27 protein-coding genes and 1 pseudogene are annotated in these 20,192 nt (G+C 71.6%); 14 read left to right on the top strand and 14 right to left on the bottom strand.

The genetic code is table 11. From position 1 onward, the window contains the following. The first annotated feature begins 180 nt into the window (after window positions 1-180). From QFW80_RS14275 to QFW80_RS14245, 7 genes are all read left to right on the top strand, one after another. Window positions 181-660, top strand: a complete 480-nt coding sequence (locus QFW80_RS14275) for a helix-turn-helix transcriptional regulator (RefSeq protein WP_280602645.1) — start codon at window positions 181-183, stop codon at window positions 658-660. Next, a complete protein-coding gene (locus tag QFW80_RS14270) occupies window positions 660-1,070 on the top strand; it encodes a VOC family protein (protein ID WP_280602644.1) in 411 nt (136 codons plus the stop codon). The genes QFW80_RS14275 and QFW80_RS14270 overlap by 1 nt, the downstream gene beginning before the upstream one ends. After that, entirely contained in the window at window positions 1,067-1,282 is a 216-nt protein-coding gene (locus tag QFW80_RS14265) for a hypothetical protein (RefSeq protein ID WP_280602643.1), read from the top strand. Before QFW80_RS14270 ends, QFW80_RS14265 begins: the two co-directional genes overlap by 4 nt. Before the next feature lie 22 nt (window positions 1,283-1,304). Then, window positions 1,305-1,841, top strand: coding sequence for a GNAT family N-acetyltransferase (locus tag QFW80_RS14260; RefSeq protein ID WP_280602642.1), 537 nt, complete (start codon window positions 1,305-1,307; stop codon window positions 1,839-1,841). A 61-nt stretch (window positions 1,842-1,902) separates the two neighbouring features. Continuing rightward, entirely contained in the window at window positions 1,903-2,424 is a 522-nt protein-coding gene (locus tag QFW80_RS14255) for a hypothetical protein (RefSeq protein WP_280602641.1), read from the top strand. 123 nt (window positions 2,425-2,547) lie between these two features. Further along, on the top strand, window positions 2,548-2,691 hold the full coding sequence (locus QFW80_RS14250) for a hypothetical protein (protein WP_280602640.1): 144 nt from the start codon (window positions 2,548-2,550) through the stop codon (window positions 2,689-2,691). 240 nt (window positions 2,692-2,931) lie between these two features. Beyond that, window positions 2,932-3,408 (top strand): BON domain-containing protein, encoded by a 477-nt coding sequence (locus QFW80_RS14245; protein ID WP_280602639.1) that lies wholly within the window; start codon window positions 2,932-2,934, stop codon window positions 3,406-3,408. Window positions 3,409-3,812: 404 nt separating this feature from the next. Here QFW80_RS14245 and QFW80_RS14240 read toward each other — a convergent pair whose 3' ends face one another. From QFW80_RS14240 to gcvA, 5 genes are all read right to left on the bottom strand, one after another. Continuing rightward, on the bottom strand, window positions 3,813-4,694 hold the full coding sequence (locus tag QFW80_RS14240; protein WP_280602638.1) for a cyclic di-GMP-binding domain-containing protein, MshE-related: 882 nt from the start codon (window positions 4,692-4,694) through the stop codon (window positions 3,813-3,815). Window positions 4,695-4,730: 36 nt separating this feature from the next. Next, complete coding sequence (locus tag QFW80_RS14235; protein WP_280602637.1) at window positions 4,731-5,099, bottom strand: response regulator; 369 nt, start codon at window positions 5,097-5,099, stop codon at window positions 4,731-4,733. A 339-nt stretch (window positions 5,100-5,438) separates the two neighbouring features. Further along, complete coding sequence (locus QFW80_RS14230; RefSeq protein ID WP_280602636.1) at window positions 5,439-6,581, bottom strand: sensor histidine kinase; 1,143 nt, start codon at window positions 6,579-6,581, stop codon at window positions 5,439-5,441. A 69-nt stretch (window positions 6,582-6,650) separates the two neighbouring features. After that, window positions 6,651-7,109 carry an RAD23 family protein gene (locus QFW80_RS14225; RefSeq protein WP_280602635.1) on the bottom strand — a complete coding sequence of 153 codons (459 nt, stop codon included), beginning with the start codon at window positions 7,107-7,109 and terminating at the stop codon, window positions 6,651-6,653. A gap of 95 nt (window positions 7,110-7,204) precedes the next feature. Next, window positions 7,205-8,116, bottom strand: a complete 912-nt coding sequence (gene gcvA, locus QFW80_RS14220; protein WP_280602634.1) for a transcriptional regulator GcvA — start codon at window positions 8,114-8,116, stop codon at window positions 7,205-7,207. 67 nt (window positions 8,117-8,183) lie between these two features. Here gcvA and QFW80_RS14215 point away from each other — a divergent pair, with 67 nt between their 5' ends. Continuing rightward, window positions 8,184-9,068 carry an MBL fold metallo-hydrolase gene (locus QFW80_RS14215; RefSeq protein ID WP_280602633.1) on the top strand — a complete coding sequence of 295 codons (885 nt, stop codon included), beginning with the start codon at window positions 8,184-8,186 and terminating at the stop codon, window positions 9,066-9,068. Beyond that, on the top strand, window positions 9,065-9,928 hold the full coding sequence (locus QFW80_RS14210) for an MBL fold metallo-hydrolase (protein ID WP_280602632.1): 864 nt from the start codon (window positions 9,065-9,067) through the stop codon (window positions 9,926-9,928). Before QFW80_RS14215 ends, QFW80_RS14210 begins: the two co-directional genes overlap by 4 nt. A gap of 22 nt (window positions 9,929-9,950) precedes the next feature. Here the strand turns inward: QFW80_RS14210 and QFW80_RS14205 are convergent, their stop codons facing one another. Then, on the bottom strand, window positions 9,951-10,865 hold the full coding sequence (locus QFW80_RS14205) for a LysR family transcriptional regulator (protein ID WP_280602631.1): 915 nt from the start codon (window positions 10,863-10,865) through the stop codon (window positions 9,951-9,953). A gap of 237 nt (window positions 10,866-11,102) precedes the next feature. Here QFW80_RS14205 and QFW80_RS14200 point away from each other — a divergent pair, with 237 nt between their 5' ends. From QFW80_RS14200 to QFW80_RS14190, 3 genes are all read left to right on the top strand, one after another. After that, window positions 11,103-11,756: a hydrolase gene (locus tag QFW80_RS14200; protein WP_280602630.1), complete on the top strand. Its 654-nt coding sequence runs from the start codon at window positions 11,103-11,105 to the stop codon at window positions 11,754-11,756. 220 nt (window positions 11,757-11,976) lie between these two features. Continuing rightward, window positions 11,977-12,840 (top strand): RNA polymerase sigma-70 factor, encoded by an 864-nt coding sequence (locus tag QFW80_RS14195; protein WP_280602629.1) that lies wholly within the window; start codon window positions 11,977-11,979, stop codon window positions 12,838-12,840. Between the two features lie 79 nt (window positions 12,841-12,919). Beyond that, complete coding sequence (locus QFW80_RS14190) at window positions 12,920-13,363, top strand: carboxymuconolactone decarboxylase family protein (protein WP_280602628.1); 444 nt, start codon at window positions 12,920-12,922, stop codon at window positions 13,361-13,363. A gap of 65 nt (window positions 13,364-13,428) precedes the next feature. Here QFW80_RS14190 and QFW80_RS14185 read toward each other — a convergent pair whose 3' ends face one another. Further along, window positions 13,429-14,031, bottom strand: a complete 603-nt coding sequence (locus QFW80_RS14185; protein WP_280602627.1) for a CGNR zinc finger domain-containing protein — start codon at window positions 14,029-14,031, stop codon at window positions 13,429-13,431. A 132-nt stretch (window positions 14,032-14,163) separates the two neighbouring features. Between QFW80_RS14185 and QFW80_RS14180 the strand changes: the two genes are divergently transcribed. Then, window positions 14,164-15,111 carry an alpha/beta fold hydrolase gene (locus tag QFW80_RS14180; protein ID WP_280602626.1) on the top strand — a complete coding sequence of 316 codons (948 nt, stop codon included), beginning with the start codon at window positions 14,164-14,166 and terminating at the stop codon, window positions 15,109-15,111. 71 nt (window positions 15,112-15,182) lie between these two features. On the opposite strand, the pseudogene arr reads toward QFW80_RS14180, so the two are convergent. The 4 genes and pseudogenes from arr to QFW80_RS14160 form a co-directional block, all read right to left on the bottom strand. Further along, window positions 15,183-15,586, bottom strand: a pseudogene (gene arr, locus QFW80_RS14175) (NAD(+)--rifampin ADP-ribosyltransferase). Between the two features lie 207 nt (window positions 15,587-15,793). Next, on the bottom strand, window positions 15,794-16,003 hold the full coding sequence (locus QFW80_RS14170) for a cold-shock protein (protein WP_280602625.1): 210 nt from the start codon (window positions 16,001-16,003) through the stop codon (window positions 15,794-15,796). 386 nt (window positions 16,004-16,389) lie between these two features. After that, complete coding sequence (locus tag QFW80_RS14165) at window positions 16,390-17,283, bottom strand: NAD(P)/FAD-dependent oxidoreductase (RefSeq protein ID WP_280602624.1); 894 nt, start codon at window positions 17,281-17,283, stop codon at window positions 16,390-16,392. After that, window positions 17,280-17,735 carry an Rrf2 family transcriptional regulator gene (locus tag QFW80_RS14160; protein ID WP_280602623.1) on the bottom strand — a complete coding sequence of 152 codons (456 nt, stop codon included), beginning with the start codon at window positions 17,733-17,735 and terminating at the stop codon, window positions 17,280-17,282. Before QFW80_RS14160 ends, QFW80_RS14165 begins: the two co-directional genes overlap by 4 nt. Window positions 17,736-17,784: 49 nt before the next feature. Between QFW80_RS14160 and QFW80_RS14155 the strand changes: the two genes are divergently transcribed. Further along, the gene (locus QFW80_RS14155) at window positions 17,785-18,459 is read left to right on the top strand and encodes a class I SAM-dependent methyltransferase (RefSeq protein WP_280602622.1); all 675 of its coding nucleotides are present in this window, start codon (window positions 17,785-17,787) and stop codon (window positions 18,457-18,459) included. Window positions 18,460-18,509: 50 nt separating this feature from the next. Here QFW80_RS14155 and QFW80_RS14150 read toward each other — a convergent pair whose 3' ends face one another. The 3 genes from QFW80_RS14150 to QFW80_RS14140 form a co-directional block, all read right to left on the bottom strand. Next, the gene (locus QFW80_RS14150) at window positions 18,510-18,761 is read right to left on the bottom strand and encodes a hypothetical protein (protein WP_280602621.1); all 252 of its coding nucleotides are present in this window, start codon (window positions 18,759-18,761) and stop codon (window positions 18,510-18,512) included. An 81-nt stretch (window positions 18,762-18,842) separates the two neighbouring features. After that, window positions 18,843-19,541: a sulfotransferase family 2 domain-containing protein gene (locus tag QFW80_RS14145; RefSeq protein ID WP_280602620.1), complete on the bottom strand. Its 699-nt coding sequence runs from the start codon at window positions 19,539-19,541 to the stop codon at window positions 18,843-18,845. A 73-nt stretch (window positions 19,542-19,614) separates the two neighbouring features. After that, complete coding sequence (locus QFW80_RS14140; protein ID WP_280602619.1) at window positions 19,615-20,169, bottom strand: hypothetical protein; 555 nt, start codon at window positions 20,167-20,169, stop codon at window positions 19,615-19,617. Window positions 20,170-20,192: the final 23 nt, after the last annotated feature.

Genomic DNA, 20,192 nt, shown 5'->3' with positions numbered 1-20,192 from the left:
GGTCCTGCGATCGCGGCATCGCCCGTCACAGGCTGCGCGAGTGCTCGCCGCTGCGGCAGGCACGCGCCAGGACGGTAACTGGGTGCCCCCGTAGCGAATCGGCCGGACCGTTCCCAACGGCCTGCGGGCCGGTGCACCGGTGGCGTATGCTCGCCCGACGGCCACGCCCACACCGCCCGCATGCCACCGGATCCCAGACTGCTGCGACGCCTGCTGCGGGCGCGCGACCGCATGGATGCGGCGTCGCACGAAGACTGGCCGGTGCGGCGCCTGGCCGAGGTGAGCGCGCTCTCGCCGGCTCATTTCGCACGCGCGTTCAAGCAGGCCTTCGGCCTGCCGCCGCATCGCTACCTGCTGACCCGCCGCATCGAACGCGCCTCGGCGATGCTGCGGGAGACCGACCTGCCGGTGTCGGACATCGCCTTCCGCACCGGCTGGAACAGCCTGGGCACGTTCGGCCGCGTGTTCCGCGAAGTTACCGGCATGCATCCGGGGCAGCTGCGGGTCGACGCGCGTGCGAACGTACAGGCGCCGGGCCTGGTGCCCGGCTGCGTGCTGGGCGCTGCGCACCGGCCGGCTCTCGATACCGCAGTTTCGGAGAAGCGGCGTCGACGCGCGGCAGGTAGAACGTCCGCAACCGAATCGGAGGAAATGGCGTGATGGAAGGCGTGGGCGTGATGGGGCTGTACGTGCGTGATCAGGACGAGGCGCTCTCGTTCTATGTGGACAAGCTCGGCTTCCGGGTGCACACCGACGTAAGCAACGGCGGATACCGCTGGCTGACGGTGCAGCATCCGCAGCAGGCTTCATTCCAGCTGGGCCTGTTCGTGCCGGGCCCGCTGGTGCACGACCCGGCGACGGCGCAGGCGGCCCACGCGCTGGTCGCCAAGGGCGCGATGCCGCCGCTGGTGCTGACGGTGGCCGATTGTCGCGCCGCGTACGCGCGTATGCGCGCGGCGGGGGTGGAGTTCACCCAGGAGCCGGTCGACCGGTTCGGCACCGTGGACGCGGGCTTCCGCGATCCGTCGGGCAACGGCTGGAAGATGATCCAGCAGCGGGGCGCGGCATGAGCGCCGGCCGCGTCATCCGCCAGCTGCACCGCTGGGTTTCGATGCTGTTCGTGCTGACGGTGGTCGCCAACTTCGCGGCGATGGCAGTCGGGCCGCCACCTCCGTGGATCACCTACGCGCCACTGCTGCCGCTGGCGCTGCTGTTGCCGTCGGGCCTGTACCTGTTCGTGTTGCCGTACCGTGCCCGGGGCACGCCGGAAGGGTCCGCGTAGCGTGGCATCGGCCGGAGACGCAATGACCTCAGTCCGCCTCGAGACCCAGGTGTCCCCGTTCGCGGACCTGCCCGATGCGCGCCGCGCGGAGCTGGCAGCGGCAGCGGCGCAGGCGTTCGACCGGTTCGAGATCGTGCGCCGGACGGCGTGGGCCACGCCGGACTGGTCCGTGCTCGGCCTGCACGGGGGCCGGCTGGCCGTCTTCTACAACGCGATCGTGCGGACGGTGCGCTTCGATGGTCGCGACGTGCGCGTGGCCGGCCTCAACAACCTGATCACGCTGCCCGGCTGGACGGGGCGCGGCCTGGCCTCGCGGCTGCTGCGCGAGACCACGCCGGCATGGTTCGACCGCTGGGATGCGCGGGTCGGACTGCTGCTGTGCGCCGATGCGCTGGTGCCGTTCTACGAACGGCTCTGCTGGCGCGCGGTGGCGTCGGAGGTCCGCTATGCGCAGCCCGGGCAGCCGCTGCAGCGATGGCCCGCGCGCTGCATGCTGCTGCATCCCAGCGGTGCGCAGGCGGCGCCGGATGTGATCGACCTCGGCGGCCTGCCCTGGTAGCCCACCGTCGCGAACGAGCTCGCGCTGTCTCTTCCGGATCCGACCCACGAAGGAGAGTTCCATGCCCCTGCACCGACACCCTGCGGCGCCGCACGATTTCGACTTCGTCTTCGGCGACTGGACGGTCAGGCACCGCCGGCTCCGCGAGCGACTGGCCGGCTGCACCGAGTGGATCGAGTTCGATGGCGAGATGTCCACGCACGCGGTCCTGGGCGGCTTCGGCAATCTCGAGGACAACCTGCTGCGCTTCCCGGAAGGCGAATTCCGCGCCGTCGCACTGCGCGCCTACGACCCGGGCCGCGACACGTGGTCGATCTGGTGGCTCGACGGACGCTTCCCGGATCGCATCGACGTGCCGGTGGTGGGTCGCTTCGACCAGGGCGTGGGCGCGTTCTTCGCCGCCGATGTCTTCGGCGGGGTGCCGATCACCGTGCGGTTCCTGTGGTCGCAGGTCGGCCCCGACCAGCTGCGCTGGGAGCAGGCGTTCTCCACCGACGACGGCGCGACCTGGGAAACCAACTGGACGATGGACTTCCACCGCGCCGGTGCGCCGCCTTCGCAGACGCGCGCGCAGCCAGGTTGAGCTCAGCACATCAGGCGACGCCGGCGCCGGGATGCCAAAGACCACGCGCCGGCGTCGCCTTCTGCACATGCGCGTGACTCCCGCCGGCGCAGGCTGAGGCGCAACCACCCCAGGAGCACCGCGATGGGCACGCCCCAGACCCCCGACAGCATGCGGAAATCGCAACAGGACAAGGCGCCGCCACCCAAGCGGGAAGACACGCACCCGGGCAAGCTGTCCAATCCCGGCGCGGGCGACAAGGCCGAGAAGCGGCAGGGTGGGCGGTGATGACGTGCGCGTCGGCAGCGCTGCCTGAACCTTCGCCCCAGTTCATTCAGCCGCGTCGTAAGCGCTGTTCAGTCCCTGGCTCGCAATTGCGGGGGCAAATCAATCCGGCGCCAACGCTGGATCACTCCCTGCACGCGCCGCTTACGAACGTTTAACGCCTTGCGCCTCGCAGTCACGCCTCGTGGACAGGGCCGTCTCCACACTCCGCCCCGTCCCGACCTTGACCATGGAGCACCAGACATGAAGATTTCCGCCACCCGACTTCCCCTCGCCATCGCCCTGTCGTCCGCGCTCGCGTTCGCCGTGGGCTGTGCCGCCGATCGCGACGCCGATGCCACGGCCGATGCCGACATGACCCCGCCTGCGGCCGAGGCCGACCAGACCGCCACCCCGCCGGTCGGCCCGACCACTGCCGAGCCCGCGATGGACGCCACCGCCGATGCCGGCATGGATGCGTCCGCCGGCCCCGGCGACGGCATGGATTCCGACCAGCCGGTCGACGACACCTGGATCACTACCAAGGTGAAGTCCTCGCTGCTCGCCGACTCCGAGGTATCGGGTCTCGACATCAACGTCGACACCCTCAACGGCACGGTGACGCTGCGCGGCGACGTCGAGAGCCAGGCGCAGATCGACGCCGCGACGCGGATCGCGCAGGGCATCGAGGGCGTGACCAACGTCGACGCCAGCGGCCTGACGGTGAACCCCGCCGAGTAAGGCAGGCGTGCGACGTGATACCGGAAGGCGGGCTTCGGCCCGCCTTTCGTTTATCCGGCCTCGCCCTCGGGGCGTACGCGCCGCGCATTGCCGCACTAACGCGCACATCAATCCCGTAGCCCGTAGCCCCGTAGCCCCGTAGCCCGGGTAAGCGCAGCGCACCCGGGGATGCAACACCACGCCCGTAAGCTACGATCCCAAGATATCGATCGAGCGCCGGAACAACGGCGTCGGCGCGACCAGCAATCGCAACGCATCCGGGATGCGGCCTGCAGCCTAGTCCGGTCGACACGCAAGACGTTGCAACCACGAAGCCCCGTAGCTCGGGTAAGCGCAGCGACCCGGGGCAGTCGATGCCGACCGACACGCAGGCGAGCCGGCGGTGGTGTCCGGCCTGGCGCCGGTTACGCCGCCAGTTCGCGCGCGGCGGCGGCGGGGCGGTCGACCAGCAGGACGAACGCGCCGAGCTGCGAGCCCATGCCGACCGCCAGGCTGCGGCCGGTGTCGGCGGCGAGCAGGCCCGGCGCGATGGACGTATCCGGCGGCAGCGCGCGGTAGCGGGATTCCTCGTCGGCGAGCACGTCGCGCACCAGGTAGCCCATCAGCACGTTGACCATCTCGCCCAGCGCATCGAGCGCGAGCGCGTCGTCGCACTGCTCCGGCGCGATGCGCAGCAGCGCGCACGCCAGCGCATGCGCGGCGGCCAGGTCGCAGGCCAGGCCAATGCCGAGCGGATGGTCGCCCTCCACGCGCACGTGCGCCACGCACGGCCAGGCGTCGAGTTCGTCCGGAGCCAGCACCTCGGCCGGCAGGCACTGGCTGCCGAGCATGCGCGGGAACAGCCGCGCGCACAGGTCGATCGCGCTCGTGGCCAGGTCGCCCACCGGATGGCTGGCGACCACGCTCTCGAGCGCGTGTCGCGCCTGCTCCTGGTCTGCGCGATGCAGGGCGAGTTCGGACTGCAGGCGCCTGGCGTCGATCACGCCCTGCTCCACCAGTACCTGGCCGAGCATCTTGCGCCCAGCCTTCTGCGCTTCGAGCAATGCATCGAGCCGGTCCTGGTCGAGCACGCCCATCTCCAGCGCGATGTCGCCGAAGCGGCGGTCCTCCACGCGCTGGCGCTGGTGGATGCGCTGGGCCTGCGCGGCGTCCAGCCAGCCCTTGCGCACGGCCAGTTCGCCGAGCAGGGGGTTGGATGCGCGCTGCGCGTCGATCGCGGCCAGCAGCTGCGGCGCGGTGATCACGCCGCGTTCCAGCAGGAACTGGCCCAGGAATTTCGCTGCCATCGTGTGCCCTCTAGGAAACGGTCGGTCGGGTCGCGCTCAGGCGAGCACCTGGTGGAGCACGCGTTCCATCGCCTCGGGGTCGATGGGCTTCTGCAGGTAGGAGCGCGCGCCCAGACGCAGGCAGTCGGCGATGTCGCCCTGCGCGCCGAGCGAGCTGAGGATCACCACCCTGGCTTGCGGATCGTGCTCGAGGATGCGCGCCAGCGCCTGGCGGCCGTCGCACTCGGGCATCACCAGGTCCAGCAGCACCAGGTCCGGGCGCAGCGCCTGGTACTGCGTCACGGCCTCGAGGCCGTTGCCGGCCTCGCCGACCACGTCGAATCCGGCTTCGCCGAGCTGGCCGGCGGCGAGCATGCGCAGCGCGCGTGAGTCGTCGCACAGCAGCACGGTGGGTCGTGCGGTCATCGCGGTCTCCTGATCGGGCGCCCAGTGGGCATGCCTGCGATAGCGGCCGCCATGACGGATGCTTGAGCGCGATCGTTGGTGCGCCGCAGCATGCGGGACCGGACACGATGGCGGTCCGAGAGCGCGCTGGCCACGCCTCGCGGCCTAGGTCCCAAGCCACGAGGCCCCGGCCTGCCCGGACACCGGTCGTGGTGAGCCCGCGCGCGCGGCGAGCGCGCGCACCCGCGGGAGTTCGGACGGATGCGGGTCCGTCACCGACGGCGGACGCGCAGACGCGCCAGCCTGTGTTCGCACGCGTCCGGTCCGGCGGGCCTCGCCGCGCGCATGGCCGCTCCGGGATCAGTGCACCGGTAGCGGCGGGCGTGCCGTCCGATGCCGCGGCAGGTCGATGGTGAAGATGCAGCCCTGGCCGGGCAGGTCGCGCACGCGCAACTGGCCCTGGTTCGCCTCCACGCTGCGTTTGGAGATGGACAGGCCCAGACCCACGCCGCTGCGGTCGGCGCCGAGCTGGGTGTACGGCGAGAACATGCGCCCGGCGGCGCCGACGGGCAGCCCGCCGCACTGGTCCCGGATCTCGATCAGGATGCGGTCGCCGGCCGCGCGCGCGGTCAGGGTGATCTCGGCGCCGGGCGGCGAATGCTTGAACGCGTTCTGCAGCAGGTTGCCGACGGCGGCCTGCATCAAGTCCCGATCGGCGAGGATGGCCAGCGTGGGCGCGATGTCGGGGACCACCATGCGCCCGCCCTGTTGCGCCGCGCCCAGCGAGGCGATGATGCGCGCCTCGTAGATGAATTCGGCCAGCGGCAGCAGCGTGCGATGCACCGCGGTGCCGGCGGTGGCGCGCACCTCGGCCAGCGATCGGTCGATCAGCTGTCCCAGGCCGGTGAGGGCGCGCTCGAGCACCTTGCCGGTGCCGCCGGAGACGCCGACCTTGCCCTGCTTGATGACCGACAGGGCCAGCGTCGCGGTGCACAGCTGGTTGCGCAACTCGTGGGCGAGCATGCCCAGCCGCAGGCTGGTCGAGCCCAGGTGGTCGGCCGCCACCGCGATGTCGTGCTGGTGGCCGTACTCGGTCACGGCGCAGGCGATGGCATCGTCCAGGCAGCGGTTGAGGATGCGGAACTCGTGCACGGTGACCGGCTCGTCGCGTTCGAATGCCAGGTCGGTGATCGCCTGGCAGAGATCGCCGTAGTCGTGCACGACCTCTTCCACCGTGAATCCGCCGCGCATGAGTTCGCGCCCGTGCAGGGTGGCCGATTCGCCCAGGGTGGGCAGCGCGGCCGCGTCCGGCGAGGGCGGGTGCGGGGCCCCGGGCATGTGCTCGGCGCGCATCGTGGCCACCAGCTGGTCGATGAACACCCGGATGCCGTGGGCATGGTCGCCACCGACGCTGGTCCGCGCGCCTGCCGCGCGCAGCAGGACCTTCGCGCGGCAGCGGTCGATCAGTTCGCCGCGATGGCGGGCGAGGAATTCATGCAGCATCGGCGGGGGCCTGGTGTGCCGGGTGCGGCATGCGGGGTGCCGCTGCTCGCGAACCGGGCGCGGTGGGGATCATGCGGGATCCTGCAGGTCGCGTCCCAGCCCGTTGTAGCGTTCGCGCCACGCACGGAGGGATCGCGCGGGATTGCGAGGCAGGCCGGTCGGCCGCGCCTGGAGCCCGGCGCGGATGTCGGACGCGATCAGCGCCATCAGCGGTGCGGCGGCCCGGTGCGAGCCGGGGTCGCGGGCGCTGCTGCGCAGGCGGTCCAGCAGCTGTTCGAGCGTGATGTCGCCGGCGCGGAGGACGTAGGCGTCGTCGGGCCCGGGCGCGCGGGAGACATCGCTCGGGGCAGCGTGGAAGGCGGTGGCGGGAGGGCGATCCGCGGACCGCTCATCCGGCGTGGCGCCCCGACCGGACGCGGCGGCATCGTGGACCGGGGGCAGGGGGCTCGGCCCGGGCGATCGGATGCGGGTCATGGGCGCTCTCCACAGCGCGGCAGGCAGGAGGCGTCCTGTCGAATACGCGGACATCGACCGTAACATCCGCGCCTGGACCCTCGCGTGAGGGGCGTGGGCCTTCCGACCGGCGGTCGTCGACGCGGCGGCTGCGCCCGCACGTCGGCTCCTCAACGCGACGCTTCGCTCTCGTGCCGAAGCCAGTTGCAGAATGCATCGACCGCTGGCGGCGCGTCCTCGCCGGGCGGGCGCACGAGCCAGAACGCGTAGGCGTTGTCGAGCGCGAGCCCGAAGGGCCTGGACAACCGGCCGCGCTGCAGGTCGTCCGCGACCAGCGGCCCGATGCCGAGTGCGACGCCGAGGCCCGCGATGGCGGCCTCCTGCGCGAGATGCATGCCGCCCAGCACCGGCCCCGCGGCGGCGCGCACGCGCGTGGCGCCGGCGGCATCGAGCCATGCGCGCCAGTCGGGGACCCCCGCACGGCCCTCGGCGCTTGCGTCGTGGACCAGCACGTGGTGCCGCAGGTCCGACGGCCTGGCCATCGGTCGCGACGGATCCCCGGCCATGCCGGGCGCGCAGACCGGGAACACCGGCGCGGGCAACAGCCGCTCGCTGCGCACGCCACGGCAGCCGCCACGACCGTAGCGGATCGCGACGTCGACGCCGTCGCGCCCGGGCACCGCATGCCCGTCGCCGGTCTCGATGCGCAACCGCACCCCGGGGTGGTCGCGATGGAACCGGTGCAGGCGCGGCGCGAGCCATTTCGCGGCGAACGACTCGACCGTGCTCACGCGCAGGTCGGCATTGCCGGCGTCCATCGCGCGATCGAGCGCGAGGTCGAGCTGGCCGAACAGCGCGTGCAGCGAGGTCGCCAGCGCCTCGCCCTCGCGGGTCAGCGCCACCGCGCGGTGCCCGCGCCGGAACAGCGGCACCCCGAGCCAGGCCTCCAGCCGCTTCACCTGGTGGCTGACCGCGGCCGGGGTGACGAACAGCTGCGCGGCTGCCGCCTGGAAACTCAGGCAGCGCGCGGCCGCTTCGAACGCACGCAGCGCATTGAGGGGGGCGGGATGGCGGGGCTTCACCGACGCACTCGGACCACGGGACCGCCGCATCGTATCAGGATACTTTTCCTAATCCGTGGACGAAAACATGTCGTTTGCCGCGACCGCGACCGGCACCGAGGATGGCGGCCTCCAATCCCGCACGGTGCACGCGATGCAACACGAACGGATCGAACGCGACATCCACCTGTTCGTCGGCGACGCGTACCAGTCGGTGGCCACCGCGTTCATCGACGGCGACGGCGTGCTGCTGGTCGACGCGCTCGCCAGCGCGGACGATGCGCGATGGCTGCGCCACGTGCTGTGCGACCAGATGGGCAAGACGGTGCGAGTGATCGCCGCGACGCATTTCATGAGCGACCACCTCGCCGCGCTGCCGTTGTTCCCGCAGGCGACGGTGATCGCGCACCGCAACCACCGCCATGCGTTCCTGTCCCAGAACCGGCGCGACGACGCGGTCTACCGCGACCCGGAGCTGGTGTTCGACTCCGCGCTGCGCATCCGCTGGGGCCGGCACGAGCTGCGGTTGCTGCACAATCCGGGCAAGACGATGGACCACCTCAGCGTGGACGTACCCAGCGCCGACCTGGTGTGCGCCGGCGACAATATCGTCGGCCGCATCGTCTACCTGTCCAGGGCGGATCCGGCCCAGGTCCGGACCGCGATCGGACGCATGCGGCAGTTCGGCCGCGGCACCGTGGTCGGCGGGCACATCGGCCGGTTCGGTGGCGAGGTGCTCGGGCACGCGCTGCACTACCTCGACCGGCTGGCGTCGGCGGTGGTGGCGATCCGCGTCGACGCACGCGATCCGGACGCACGCATCGCCGCGATCGCGATCGAGGACTGCCTGGCGCCGGGCGTGGTCCCGGTGGCGTTCGAACGCGAGTGGCACCAGCGCAACCTCGAGGCGATCGTGGCGCAGTCGGTATTCTCGCTCGACGCCGGGATCGCGATGCGGAGCGCGCGCGCATGAGCGTCGACGACGCGGCGCGCGCGCACCCGGGCCGCAGGCGGTTCCTGCGCGGATGCGCCGGACTCGCCGCCGGGTCGCTGGTGCCCGCCATCGGGACGATCGCGGCCGGCACGCGCGTCCGCCTGCGCATCCAGCGCCTGGCCTGGGCCGGCATCCGCCTGCAGCTGCCTGATGCGACCCTCTTCATCGACCCACTGATCGACCCGAACGTCTGGGGCGACGCGCTCCCCGATCGACGGGTGCCGGTCGGCGGTGCACCGGGCGCCCGCTATGTGCTGGTGACCCATGCCCATGGGGATCATTTCGATGCCCAGGCGGTGGCGGACGTACTCGGCAACGGGGGCACCCTGGTCCATCCGGCGGGCACGAATCCGCGTCCGCTCCCCGACGCCACGCGCGCGTGGTCCGCCGCGCACTGGGAGCCGCAGTTGCTCGGCGACTTCACTGCGACCGCGGTGCCGGCTGCGGACGGCTACGGCGACCCGCAGGTGTCGTGGGTCGTCTCGGCGGGCGGCCGACGCATCTTCCATGGCGGCGACACGCTGTGGCACGGCCACTGGTGGAAGATCGGGCGCCAGTACGGTCCGTTCGATGCCGCGTTCCTGCCGGTCAACGGCGCGCGCTTCGGTTTCCGCAAGCCGGTCAGCGGTCAACCCGGCGTGCTGACACCGGAACAGGCGGTCGCGGCCGCGACCATCCTCGGCGCGCGCGTGCTGGTGCCGATCCATTACGGTGTCTCGGGCATGGCCGAGTACGTCGAGGTCGACGCCCCGCTCGACCGCCTGCGCGCGGCGGCCGATCCGCATGCGCTCGCGATCCGCGTGCTGGCGCCGGGCGAGTGGATGGACTGGGAGGCCTGACCGCGCGACGGCGTCGCGCCCCTCAGCGTGACGCCGGGACGTGCCGCGAGGGGTTCTGCGATGCGGGTGCGCCCTGGTCGAAGCATGCGATCAGCAGATCGGTGAGCGCGCGCACCTTGCGCGTCGGCTGCGAGCCGGGCGGACGGATCACGTAGATGCCGGCCGGCGGCGGCGGGAACCGGGTCATCAGCGGCACCAGCGCGCCCGAGGCGACGTGTTCGTCGGTCAAGCCGTCGGGCAGCCAGCCCACGCCCAGCCCGGCCAGCGCGGCGGCGAGCAGCGCGGTGCCGTTGTCGGCCTTGAAGCGCCCGTTGGGGCGCACGCTCACCACGCGATCGCCATCGAGGAACTGCCAGGACTCGGTGCCCTGCATCAGTGCTTCGTGCGCGGCGAGTTCGTCCGGGGCCTCGGGCGCGCCGTGGGCGCGGATGTAGTCCGGGCTGGCGACGAGCTTGCCGTACAGCGGCCCGACGCGTCGCGCGATCAGGCTCGAATCCTCGAGGTAGCCTACGCGGATCGCGCAGTCGAACCCTTCGGCGACCAGGTCGACGAAGCGGTCGCTGTAGACGGTGTGCACGTGCAGCTGCGGATGGCGCTGCGCCAGGTCGGCCAGCACGGGCGCGAAATGGGTCGGGCCGAACGACAGCGGCGCGGAGATCCGCAGCCGCCCGCGCAGTTCGCCGGCGGGGGCCAGCGCATCGCGCGCGGCGTCGATCTCGGTGCATGCGCGCGCGGCATGTTCGCGGAACGCAAGCCCGGCCTCGGTCACCGCCGCGCCGCGCGTGGTGCGCGCGAGCAGCTGCACGCCGAGGTCGGCCTCCAAGCGGGCGAGCCGGCGGCTGACGATCGACTTCGGCACGCCCAGCCTGCGCGCGGCGGGCGAGATGCCGCCGGCGTCGGCCACGGCCACGAAGGTGCGCAGTTCCTCGATGTCCATGCGTGCGTTCTCTGCGGGCAGCGTGGCGAAGCGCCCGATGCGTTGCGCGCGTGCGGGCGCCGGGGGTTTGCGAAGCGCGTGCCGCGTTCCGCCGCGCGCGACACAGCTTGACACGCGACGGCCCTACCGGCACGCCGGAGCCGGTGACACAGTGTCCCGGCGCGCCGCGTTCCAGCCGGCATGCGCCTCCCTTCCCCCGATTGACCGCTGCCCGCACGGGCAACCAAGGAGCGACCCATGAAGATCCGCAACGGCCTCGACTCGCTGCTTCGCCCGGAGGATTCGGTCCTCGTGCTGATCGACCACCAGCCCTACCAGCTGGCGAACCTCAACAGCCACGACCCGCAGGCGGTGGTCAACAACACCACCGCGCTGGCGAAGACCGCGAAGGCCTTCGGCGTGCCTGCCATCCTGACCAGCGTGGTCGCCGCGCGCGGCGGACTGCTGTTCCCGCACATCACGGACGTGTTTCCCGGCCAGGAAGTCATCGACCGCACTTTCATCAACACCTGGGAAGATCGCAAGGTGGTCGACGCGGTGAAGGCGACCGGCCGCAAGCAACTGATCATCGCCGGCCTCTGGACCGAAATCTGCGTGGCGATGCCGGTGATCCAGGCGCTGGGCGAGGGCTGGGACGTGACCGTGGTGACCGATGCGTCGGGTGGCACCTCGGTCGAGGCGCACGAGGTGGCGATCCAGCGCATGCTCGCCGCCGGCGCCAACATGATGACCTGGCTGGCCGTGGCCTCGGAGTGGCAGCGCGACTGGGCCCGCACCGAACATGCCGCGGAACTGACCGAGGTGCTCAAGTACCACGCCGGCGGCAGCGGCATCGCCTACCTGTGGGAGCAGCAGCTGCTCAATACGCCGCTCGCGGCCAGCGCGGGCTGAAGGCGACAGGCCGCTTCCCGCGGCCTGCCACCCGGCGGGCGGCGGGCACCGTCCCGGGCGGGTGCGCGCCCGGCCCCGGCGCGCTGTCGATACCGGCCGCCTGCGCGGGCCACGTGGCTTCGCCGCGTGCAGAATGCTGGCGGACCGCCGGCCACCGGGCCAGGCCCCACCGCTCCGGTCGCCACTGTCACGCCCGCACGCCCCCGTCCGTCCTCCCGGCATGAGCCCGCACGACCAGATCTTCGAAACCCATCGCCCGCGCCTGCTGGCGCTCGCCTACCGCATGCTGGGCACGCGCGCCGATGCCGAGGACACGGTGCAGGACGCCTGGCTGCGCTGGCGCCAGGCCGATCCGGCCGACGTGCGCGATCCGACCGGCTGGCTGGTGGCCACCGTCACCCGTCTGGGCATCGACCGCCTGCGCCTGGCCAGCCATGCGCGCACCGACTACGTCGGCCCCTGGCTGCCCGAACCGCTCACCATCGACGACTCGCCCGGCCCCGCCGGCCGCGCGGAACTCGCCGAGCAGGTGTCGATCGCGTTCCTCGCGCTGCTCGAGCGCCTGGGCCCGGAAGAGCGCGCGGCGTTCCTGCTGCGCGAGGTGTTCGACTACGACTACGCCCACATCGCGGCGATGCTCGGCCACGGCGAGGCGAACTGCCGGCAGATGGTGCACCGCGCGCGCGAACGCGTGCAGGCCGGCCGCGCACGGTTTCCCGAGGTCGCGCCCGAGCGCCACCGCGCGCTGCTCGAACGCTTCCTGCACGCCTCGTCCAGCGGCGACCGCGACGCGATCATGGCCCTGCTGCACGCCGATGCGCGGCTGCGTTCGGACGGCGGCGGCAAGGCCATCGCCGCGCTGCGGCCGCTGGAAGGCGCCGACCGCATCGCGCGCCTGTACCGGGCGGTGGCGCGGCGCGCGCCGCACGGCACGCACTGGCGCCTCGGCCGGGTGAATGGCGAACTGGCGGGGCTGCGCTTCGTCGACGGGCGGCTGAAGTCGGTGACCACCATCGTCAGCGACGGCGAGCGGATCCTGGAAGTACTCAACCAGATGAATCCCGACAAGTTGCGGCTGCACTGAGCGCGCGGTGTCACGCGCGAAGGCGCTCGCCCGTCCTCCCGGTGAAGCGGCCATGGTGGCCGCGATCCCCGGAGTCTCCATGTCGCACTCTCCCCGCGTTCCCTACCCCAAGCTCGCGCCCAAGGCGTTCAAGGCCATGGTCGCGCTCGCCGAATCCCTGCAGGCGGGCGGCCTCGGCCCGCGCCTGTCGGGACTCGTCAAGCTGCGCGTGTCGCAGATCAACGGCTGCGCCTACTGCCTGGACATGCACGCGCGCGAATTGCGCGAGGCCGGCGAGGACCCGCGCAAGCTCGACACCCTGGCCGGGTGGCGCGAGAGCCGGCTGTTCGATGCGCGCGAGCGCGCGGCGCTGGGCTGGGCCGAATCGCTGACCCGGATCGAGGCGACCAACGCCGCAGACGCCGACTACGCGCCGCTGGTCGAGCACTTCGACCAGACCGGGATCGCCGAGCTGACCTTCCTGGTGGTGGAGATCAACGGCTGGAACCGCCTGGCCGTCGGCATGCGCACGCCGCTGCCCTGAGGGCGGCATCGGGAATCGTCGCGCCGGCGTTGGCGTTCCGGCGCGATGACCCCTGCAGGCCCGGATCAGCCGGCCGCGCCGTCGCGCCGGCTGGCGCGGAACCGCGCCGCCTTGTGGCGGTTGCCGCACACCGCCATGCTGCACCAGCGGCGCCGGTGCGACTTTGTGCGATCGAAGAACCACAGCACGCAGTCGGGATGCTCGCACTGGCGCACCAGGCTGAAATCCGCCTCCGCCAGCAGTTCCGCCACCGCCTCGGCCACCGGCAGGAGCAGGCGGGCGATGGCGTCGCCGCGCGCCGACCGGACCAGCACGAATCCGCTTGCGTCGTCGCGCTGCAGGCTCGACGTGGCGGGACAGGCATGCAGGTGCGCATTGAGGCCGGCGGGATCGCCGGCGCTGCCCTGCGTGCGCGCAACGATCAGCCGGCGCGCCTGCGCGCGCAGGTCGACGGCGCGCGCGAGCAGTTCCGTCTCGTCCACGCGGCCGGCGCCCGGGGCCGGGGCGATGCCCTGGCGCGCCAGCCAGCGCAGCACGTCGGCGCCCGAGGCCCAGGCGTCGATCTCCACGCCTTCCACGCGGGCCTGGGTGTTGAGCAGATCCATCGCCAGGTGGTCGCCCACGAACGGCGGGTCGGCCTGCGGCGGGGGTCCGGCGAGCTTCGGCATGAGTAACCTTCAAATCAACTATTGACAGGTTACCCCACCCGGGCCATCCTGCGCCACCTCCGAGTAACCTTTATTTGTCATTTTATACGGTTACTCGGGTGAACCCCCGTCCCATCCCGCCTGGAGAACCCCATGAAATCCATCGCCGCCCTGCTCCCCCTCCTGCTCGGCGTCGCGGCCACCGCGCATGCCTCGGACCGCCCCGAACCGGTCGACCACCGCCCGGTTCCGGTCCACCACCGCACGCTCGAGGTCCAGGGCGTGGACGTGTTCTACCGCGAGGCCGGATCGCCGCAGGCGCCCACCGTGCTGCTGCTGCACGGGTTCGCGGCCTCGTCGTACATGTTCCGCGACCTGATCCCGCAGCTCGCGCAGCGCTACCACGTCCTCGCGCCGGACCTGCCCGGCTTCGGCCAGACCACCGTGCGTCCCGACACCGGGTTCCGCTACACCTTCGACCGGCTGACCGACGTGGTCGACGCCTTCACCGCAGCCAAGGGCCTGGAGCGCTACGCGATCTACGTGTTCGACTACGGCGCGCCCGTGGGCTGGCGCCTGGCGGTGCGGCACCCGGAGCGCATCAGCGCGATCGTGAGCCAGAACGGCAACGCCTACGAGGAGGGACTGAGCGAGGGCTGGGCCGACATGCGCAAGGCCTGGGACGCGCCCACCGCGGAGAACCTCGCCGCGCTGCGCCGCTTCAATACGCCCGACATGATCCGCTGGCAGTACACCGAAGGCGCGCCGGACCCGTCGCTGATCGCGCCCGAGCCCTGGCAGCTGGCGGCGGCCGCGATCGAACGCATCGGCGTGGAACCGCAGGTCGAACTTCTCGCCGACTACGGCAGCAACGTGAGGCAGTACGCGCAGCTGCACGCCTACTTCCGCGAGCACCGGCCGCCGACGCTGGCGATCTGGGGCCGTAACGATCCCTTCTTCCTGCCGGCCGGCGCCGAGGCGTTCAAACGCGACAACCCCGAGGCGCAGGTGCGCTTCCTCGACACCGGCCACCTCGCGCTCGAGACCCACGGCGACGAGATCGCGCAGGCGATGCTGGCATTCCTGGACCGGTACCTGTAACGCCCCCTTCGCAGCAGCGGCGGCTGCGCGGTGGCGGCACCGCCGCTGATGCGGCCAGGACTGCGGCCGGATCAATCCTCGATCGGATCGGCGCGCGGTCCGAGCGCCGCCAGGCCCGCCCGCATCCGCGCCAGCAGTTCGGGCGGGTGACCCACCCAGTGCTCCACTTCGCCGACGATGCGCAGCGGATCGCGCGACCGGTAGGACTGCGTGGGGTTGCCGCGGAAGCGCGTGTCGGTGAGGTTGGGATCGTCCTCGAGGGGCCGGTGGGTTCGACGATGTAGATGCGGCCGCGCCCCTCGCCCACCGCGAGTTCCGCGCCCCACGTGGCCGCGTCCAGCGTGGCCGTCAGGTAGACGAAGCGCGACGTCCGCCGGGTGCCGAAGTTCGAGGTGCATCCGGGCACCAGCAGGTCGCCCGTGCGCAGGTCCGCGCGGGTGCCGTGGTAGTAGATCCGCTGATCGCGCGTGGTCATCGCATCGCTCGCCTGGCCTGCCGGTTCGACAGGGCGGCGATGCTGCAGGACGCGCAGGGTCTTGCCGCAAGCCCGGGCACGGACGATACTTTGGTCACGGGAAGCGCAGGGCGCTTCCTTTTTTTTCGCGCCCACGAAAAAACCCCGGACGTTTCCGCCCGGGGTTTTTCGTGTCACTGCAAGTGCGACGCGGACGTCGCGGCAGGCTTACTCGGCCTGCACTTCCTCGGCCTGCAGGCCCTTCTGGCCCTGCGCGACCTTGAACGACACCTGCTGTCCTTCCTGGAGCGACTTGAAGCCGCTGCCCTGGATGGAACGGAAGTGCACGAACAGGTCGGGACCGCTCTGCGGGGTGATGAAGCCGAAGCCCTTGGCGTCGTTGAACCACTTGACGGTGCCGGTCTGACGTTCAGACATGGTGTTACTCCTTGGATCAGTTGGGGACACACGGCCCGCGATGCGCGGTGCCGGGACTGTATCGAGCAAGGGGTAACGCGAGCGATGTAGCGGATCGTCTGGAGCGGCCGTCTTCGACCATGGCGCCTGTGATCTACCGCATCGGGCCACGATGTACCGTGATCCCGCTTTGAACAGTGCGCGCACCATACAGCACTTCCGGGCCCAGCGGGGAAACGGAGATGAACGCGGGTGGCCGTGCCGGGGGAGGCGCTTCCCCCCGCACGCCCTGCCGCGCCCACCTGCACCCGCCCCCGACGCCCCGCCGAAATCGGCCCGCATGCGGCCGCCCGAACGCGTGCACGCCACTGCGCGGCGACGACGAATGCGCAGTCCGTGCGCCGCGCTCAGGTCGCTGCCGGGAACACCAGCGACTGGTGTACCTGCGCCCCGGCCCAGGCGCCATCGCCGACGGCCAGCGAGACCGAGTGCGGCACGCGCGCAGCATCGCCGCAGGCGTAGACGCCGGGCACCGTGGTCTGCTTCGCCTCGTCGGTGCGGATCTGGACGCCCATCGGCGTGTCCATCAGCCCGCACCCGAGCTGCTGCGCGAGATCGCTCGCCGGTGCATTGCGCGGCGCGGCGAACAGGCCGGCGAAACGCAGCACGCGCCCGTCGGCCAGCACCGCATCGGCACGGCCGTCGAGCCTGGCGACGGGCGTGGCCTCGATCGCGACCCCGCGCTGGTGCAGTGACGCGCGCGCGTCTGCATCGAGGTCCAGTGCGCCATTGGCGAGCAGCGTCACCGTGCCCCATTCCGCCAGCAGCAGCGCCTGGTGCAGCGACAGGGGCCCGGTGGCGATCACGCCGATCGCGCCGCGGTCGAGCTCGTAGCCATGGCAGTACGGGCAGTGGAACACGCTCCGGCCCCAGCGTTCGGCCAGGCCCGGCAGCGCCGGCAGTGCGTCGGACACGCCGATCGCCAGCAGCAGGCGCCGCCCTTCATGCGAGGTGCCGCCGCCGGTCTCGACAGTAAAGGCGTCGCGTTCGCCGGAAGCCGAGACCACGACGTCGTCCACCCACGTCAGCGTGGAATAGCGCGCCAGCTGCGCACGTGCGGTGCGCGCGATCTCCGCGGGATCGGCGCCGTCGTGGGTGAGGAACCCGTGCGAGGTGGCCGCCGCGCGATTGCGCCGCTGGCCCGCGTCGATCACCAGCACCCGCCGCCGCGCGCGGAGCAGCTGCAGGGCCGCGGCCATGCCGGCATAGCTGCCACCGGCGACGATCGCGTCGTGGATCATGCTGCGCTCCGGCGCGCGCGTGCGCGATGCGCCTGGTGGCGCCGCGCGAACTCGGTGGCCAGCTGCGCCAGCGACACCGAGGCGAAGCGCTCCATCAGCAGCGCCTCGGCCTGTTCGAAGGCGTCGTCGAGCGCGGCGTTCACCACCTGCTCGACCAGGCACTCCGGGTGTTCGCTGCGGTGTCCGACGGCGAACAGCGCGGGCTCGCCCAGCGCCTGGTGCAGGTCGCGCAGGGTCACCGTGCCGAGGTCGGCGGCGATCGCCCAGCCGCCGGCGGGCCCGCGCCCTGCGCTCACCAGCCCGGCCTCGCGCAGCAGGCCCATCGTCCGCCGCACCACCACCGGATGCGTGCCCAGGCAGCGGCCGAGCGCCTCGGAGGTCATCGGGCCGCGGTGCTCGGCCATGTGCAGCAGCGCGTGGAGCACCGCGGAAAGTCGGCTGTCTCGCTTCATGTAACTAACGATGTTACAAATAGCGCTTCACGTCAAGCCGCAGGCCTCCATGCACGGTTTCGAAGACCCCGCCGCCGTCGCCCGCTACCGGGACACCACACTGGCCAAGGTGCCGGGTCTGGCAGCCCTGCACCGGATGAGCGCGGTGCTGCTGGCCGAGGCGGTGCCCGACGACGGGCAGGTGCTGGTGCTCGGCGCCGGCGGCGGCCTGGAGCTCGAGGCCTTCGCGTCCGCGCACCCCGGCTGGCGACTGACGGGCGTGGATCCGTCGGCGCCGATGCTGCAGCTCGCGGCGCGAACCATGGGCGCGCTCGCGCCGCGGGCCAGGCTCGTCGAAGGCACGATCGACGATGCGCCCACGGGTCCGTTTGACGGCGCCACCTGCCTGCTGACGCTGCATTTCCTCACCATCGAACAGCGCCTGCACACCCTGCGCGCACTGTGGCGGCGGCTGCGACCAGGCGCGCCGCTGGTGGTCGCGCACCACAGTTTCGATCCGCACGATCCCGACGCCACGCGCTGGCTGCGGCGCTCGGCTGCGTTCGCCTCGCCTTCCGGGCGACCGGGCAGCGACAGCGAGGCCTCGATCGCCGCCATGCGAGAACGCCTGCCGGCCGTGCCGCCCGACGAGGACGTGCGCCTGCTCGCAGCGGCGGGATTCGAGCGCGTCGAGCTGTTCTATGCCGGCTTCACGTTCCGCGGCTGGGTCGCGCTGCGACCGTAGCGGGAGCCCGCCGCCGCCGTCGTACTGGTCGCGAGCACGCGGGCGCCCGCTCACATCGGAGGTTCGATCACCTCGCCCAGGCGGTCGCTGGACACCATGTATCCCGCGTCCTCGACCTCTGCGCGCACCGCCAGCAGCTCGACTTCCAGCGCGGCCAGCTCGCCCGCCTCCGCCTCGGCCACCAGGTCGATGCAGCGGCCGTTGAACCAGTCCCAGAACTGGCGGAAGGTCTTGCCGTGCCAGTGGTCGTGGCGGATGCCCTGGTACAGTTCGCTCACCGCGATGATCAGTGCGTCGCGCATCCGATGCTCCGGTCGCGACGTCTGGCCGCGAGTCGCGGCAGACTATACGTGCGATTGGCCCCTGGAGCGCGCCTCGACCCGTCACGAAGCGAGTTCGTCGCGCGGGGCATCGGACGCGCGCGCAAGCGGGCCGCTGCACCTGCGCCCAGGCTGCGCCCGATCGAACACGTATCCGAAGGCGTCGATCTCCCCCTGGAATCGGGTCGCCACCATCTCGATCATCGCCGCGTCATAACTGCGCCGGTAGTCGAGGCGTGCATTGGATGAACTGTTCTCGTGGCCCACTGCGATGGCGATCTCCAGCGCGCGACCGACGGCGCCAAGATCCTCCGCCAGGTGTTCGAAGTGCCCGACGAAATCCATCTCGAGGCCACCATCGGGCGACGTGAAGTAGTCCAACTGGGGGCGCATCGAATGAAGGTGCCGGATCCAGCCCACCCCGTCCCGAGCCTGGTGGAGGAAATCGCGGAAGCTCTGCACCGTATCGATCTCCGGGCGCGGCCTTCGTTCCACCAGATAGCGGTAGAAGGACGCCATCCTGTCCCATGGATTGCGGACGAAGGCGAACCTGAAGTAATCCCGCAGGTCGGCTGGAGACTGACTTCCGCCCCGGCATCGTGCTTCGGCGTTGACGAGGAACTCGCCCAGAGTTTCGTGTTTCGTGCGGGCCAGCCACCTTATTTCGTTGCCCGGCAACTGGGTCAGTTGCCGCATGACGCTGGTCCCCGCGGTCTTCGGAACATGCACGAAGATGAAGCGGGACTGCGTATTGATCACCATCGCGAGGCTCCGGATGAACACTGCGGAAGTCTTCGGGACCGCCATGCAGAGGTTGACGGAACGGGGGACAAGGCTACCGACCGGACGGACCGTTCATCGTGGGGCTATCGAGCCGTGGCCCCTCCGGTGCCTCGGGCACACGCGCCTGCCAGATCACCTTCACCAGCGATGTCTCGCCCATGTCGGTGTAGAGCGCGCGGAGCGGGACGCGTTCGACGCGCCACTCCATGCGGCGCCGCTGCCAGGGCGCATGCGTCCACTCTTGCGCGTGCGGCTGGCCGTGCGTGGCCGTGAGGTCGCGGGCGATGGCCTCGAACACCTGCATGCCGACGGCCCGCGCCGGCCTGTCGTCCAGGGTGGCATCGACCTGCACCAGGCCGTCGTGTCCGAAGTAGAACGCGGCCGTCGCCGGACGACCCGCGAGCTCGATGCCCTCCAGGCGCAGGCCTTCGAACGCGCCATCTGCGAGCACTGCAGGCTCTCCGGGAACCTGCGCCTGCGGGAACCGCTGTCGCACCTGCTCCTGCGTCATCCCGTGGCGCAGCCCCTGCCACGGCGCGATCGCATCGGCACGACCCGCGCCCAGGCACAACAACAGCAGCAGGATCACGCGTACGAGCGGCGTCATGCGGGGTTCCGTACCGATGGCGT

The sequence above is a fragment of the Luteimonas rhizosphaericola genome (assembly GCF_029888045.1).
Classification (GTDB): domain Bacteria; phylum Pseudomonadota; class Gammaproteobacteria; order Xanthomonadales; family Xanthomonadaceae; genus Luteimonas; species Luteimonas rhizosphaericola.
Note: the sequence above shows the minus strand (reverse complement) of the source record. Positions and strands in the feature narration are given on the sequence as shown.

What these genes read in the sequence shown, in the direction of transcription:
- QFW80_RS14235 (WP_280602637.1), bottom strand. Translation starts at nt 5,099, where the DNA reads ATGACCGCACGACCCACCGTGCTGCTGTGCGACGACTCACGCGCGCTG.
- QFW80_RS14260 (WP_280602642.1), top strand. Translation starts at nt 1,305, where the DNA reads ATGACCTCAGTCCGCCTCGAGACCCAGGTGTCCCCGTTCGCGGACCTG.
- QFW80_RS14160 (WP_280602623.1), bottom strand. Translation starts at nt 17,735, where the DNA reads ATGAAGCGAGACAGCCGACTTTCCGCGGTGCTCCACGCGCTGCTGCAC.
- QFW80_RS14245 (WP_280602639.1), top strand. Translation starts at nt 2,932, where the DNA reads ATGAAGATTTCCGCCACCCGACTTCCCCTCGCCATCGCCCTGTCGTCC.
- QFW80_RS14170 (WP_280602625.1), bottom strand. Translation starts at nt 16,003, where the DNA reads ATGTCTGAACGTCAGACCGGCACCGTCAAGTGGTTCAACGACGCCAAG.
- QFW80_RS14265 (WP_280602643.1), top strand. Translation starts at nt 1,067, where the DNA reads ATGAGCGCCGGCCGCGTCATCCGCCAGCTGCACCGCTGGGTTTCGATG.
- QFW80_RS14180 (WP_280602626.1), top strand. Translation starts at nt 14,164, where the DNA reads ATGAAATCCATCGCCGCCCTGCTCCCCCTCCTGCTCGGCGTCGCGGCC.
- QFW80_RS14205 (WP_280602631.1), bottom strand. Translation starts at nt 10,865, where the DNA reads ATGGACATCGAGGAACTGCGCACCTTCGTGGCCGTGGCCGACGCCGGC.
- QFW80_RS14230 (WP_280602636.1), bottom strand. Translation starts at nt 6,581, where the DNA reads ATGCTGCATGAATTCCTCGCCCGCCATCGCGGCGAACTGATCGACCGC.
- QFW80_RS14140 (WP_280602619.1), bottom strand. Translation starts at nt 20,169, where the DNA reads ATGACGCCGCTCGTACGCGTGATCCTGCTGCTGTTGTTGTGCCTGGGC.
- QFW80_RS14270 (WP_280602644.1), top strand. Translation starts at nt 660, where the DNA reads ATGGAAGGCGTGGGCGTGATGGGGCTGTACGTGCGTGATCAGGACGAG.
- QFW80_RS14200 (WP_280602630.1), top strand. Translation starts at nt 11,103, where the DNA reads ATGAAGATCCGCAACGGCCTCGACTCGCTGCTTCGCCCGGAGGATTCG.
- QFW80_RS14190 (WP_280602628.1), top strand. Translation starts at nt 12,920, where the DNA reads ATGTCGCACTCTCCCCGCGTTCCCTACCCCAAGCTCGCGCCCAAGGCG.
- QFW80_RS14250 (WP_280602640.1), top strand. Translation starts at nt 2,548, where the DNA reads ATGGGCACGCCCCAGACCCCCGACAGCATGCGGAAATCGCAACAGGAC.
- QFW80_RS14225 (WP_280602635.1), bottom strand. Translation starts at nt 7,109, where the DNA reads ATGTCCGCGTATTCGACAGGACGCCTCCTGCCTGCCGCGCTGTGGAGA.
- QFW80_RS14275 (WP_280602645.1), top strand. Translation starts at nt 181, where the DNA reads ATGCCACCGGATCCCAGACTGCTGCGACGCCTGCTGCGGGCGCGCGAC.
- QFW80_RS14185 (WP_280602627.1), bottom strand. Translation starts at nt 14,031, where the DNA reads ATGCCGAAGCTCGCCGGACCCCCGCCGCAGGCCGACCCGCCGTTCGTG.
- QFW80_RS14195 (WP_280602629.1), top strand. Translation starts at nt 11,977, where the DNA reads ATGAGCCCGCACGACCAGATCTTCGAAACCCATCGCCCGCGCCTGCTG.
- QFW80_RS14165 (WP_280602624.1), bottom strand. Translation starts at nt 17,283, where the DNA reads ATGATCCACGACGCGATCGTCGCCGGTGGCAGCTATGCCGGCATGGCC.
- QFW80_RS14215 (WP_280602633.1), top strand. Translation starts at nt 8,184, where the DNA reads ATGTCGTTTGCCGCGACCGCGACCGGCACCGAGGATGGCGGCCTCCAA.
- QFW80_RS14150 (WP_280602621.1), bottom strand. Translation starts at nt 18,761, where the DNA reads ATGCGCGACGCACTGATCATCGCGGTGAGCGAACTGTACCAGGGCATC.
- QFW80_RS14155 (WP_280602622.1), top strand. Translation starts at nt 17,785, where the DNA reads ATGCACGGTTTCGAAGACCCCGCCGCCGTCGCCCGCTACCGGGACACC.
- QFW80_RS14145 (WP_280602620.1), bottom strand. Translation starts at nt 19,541, where the DNA reads ATGGTGATCAATACGCAGTCCCGCTTCATCTTCGTGCATGTTCCGAAG.
- QFW80_RS14255 (WP_280602641.1), top strand. Translation starts at nt 1,903, where the DNA reads ATGCCCCTGCACCGACACCCTGCGGCGCCGCACGATTTCGACTTCGTC.
- QFW80_RS14240 (WP_280602638.1), bottom strand. Translation starts at nt 4,694, where the DNA reads ATGGCAGCGAAATTCCTGGGCCAGTTCCTGCTGGAACGCGGCGTGATC.
- QFW80_RS14210 (WP_280602632.1), top strand. Translation starts at nt 9,065, where the DNA reads ATGAGCGTCGACGACGCGGCGCGCGCGCACCCGGGCCGCAGGCGGTTC.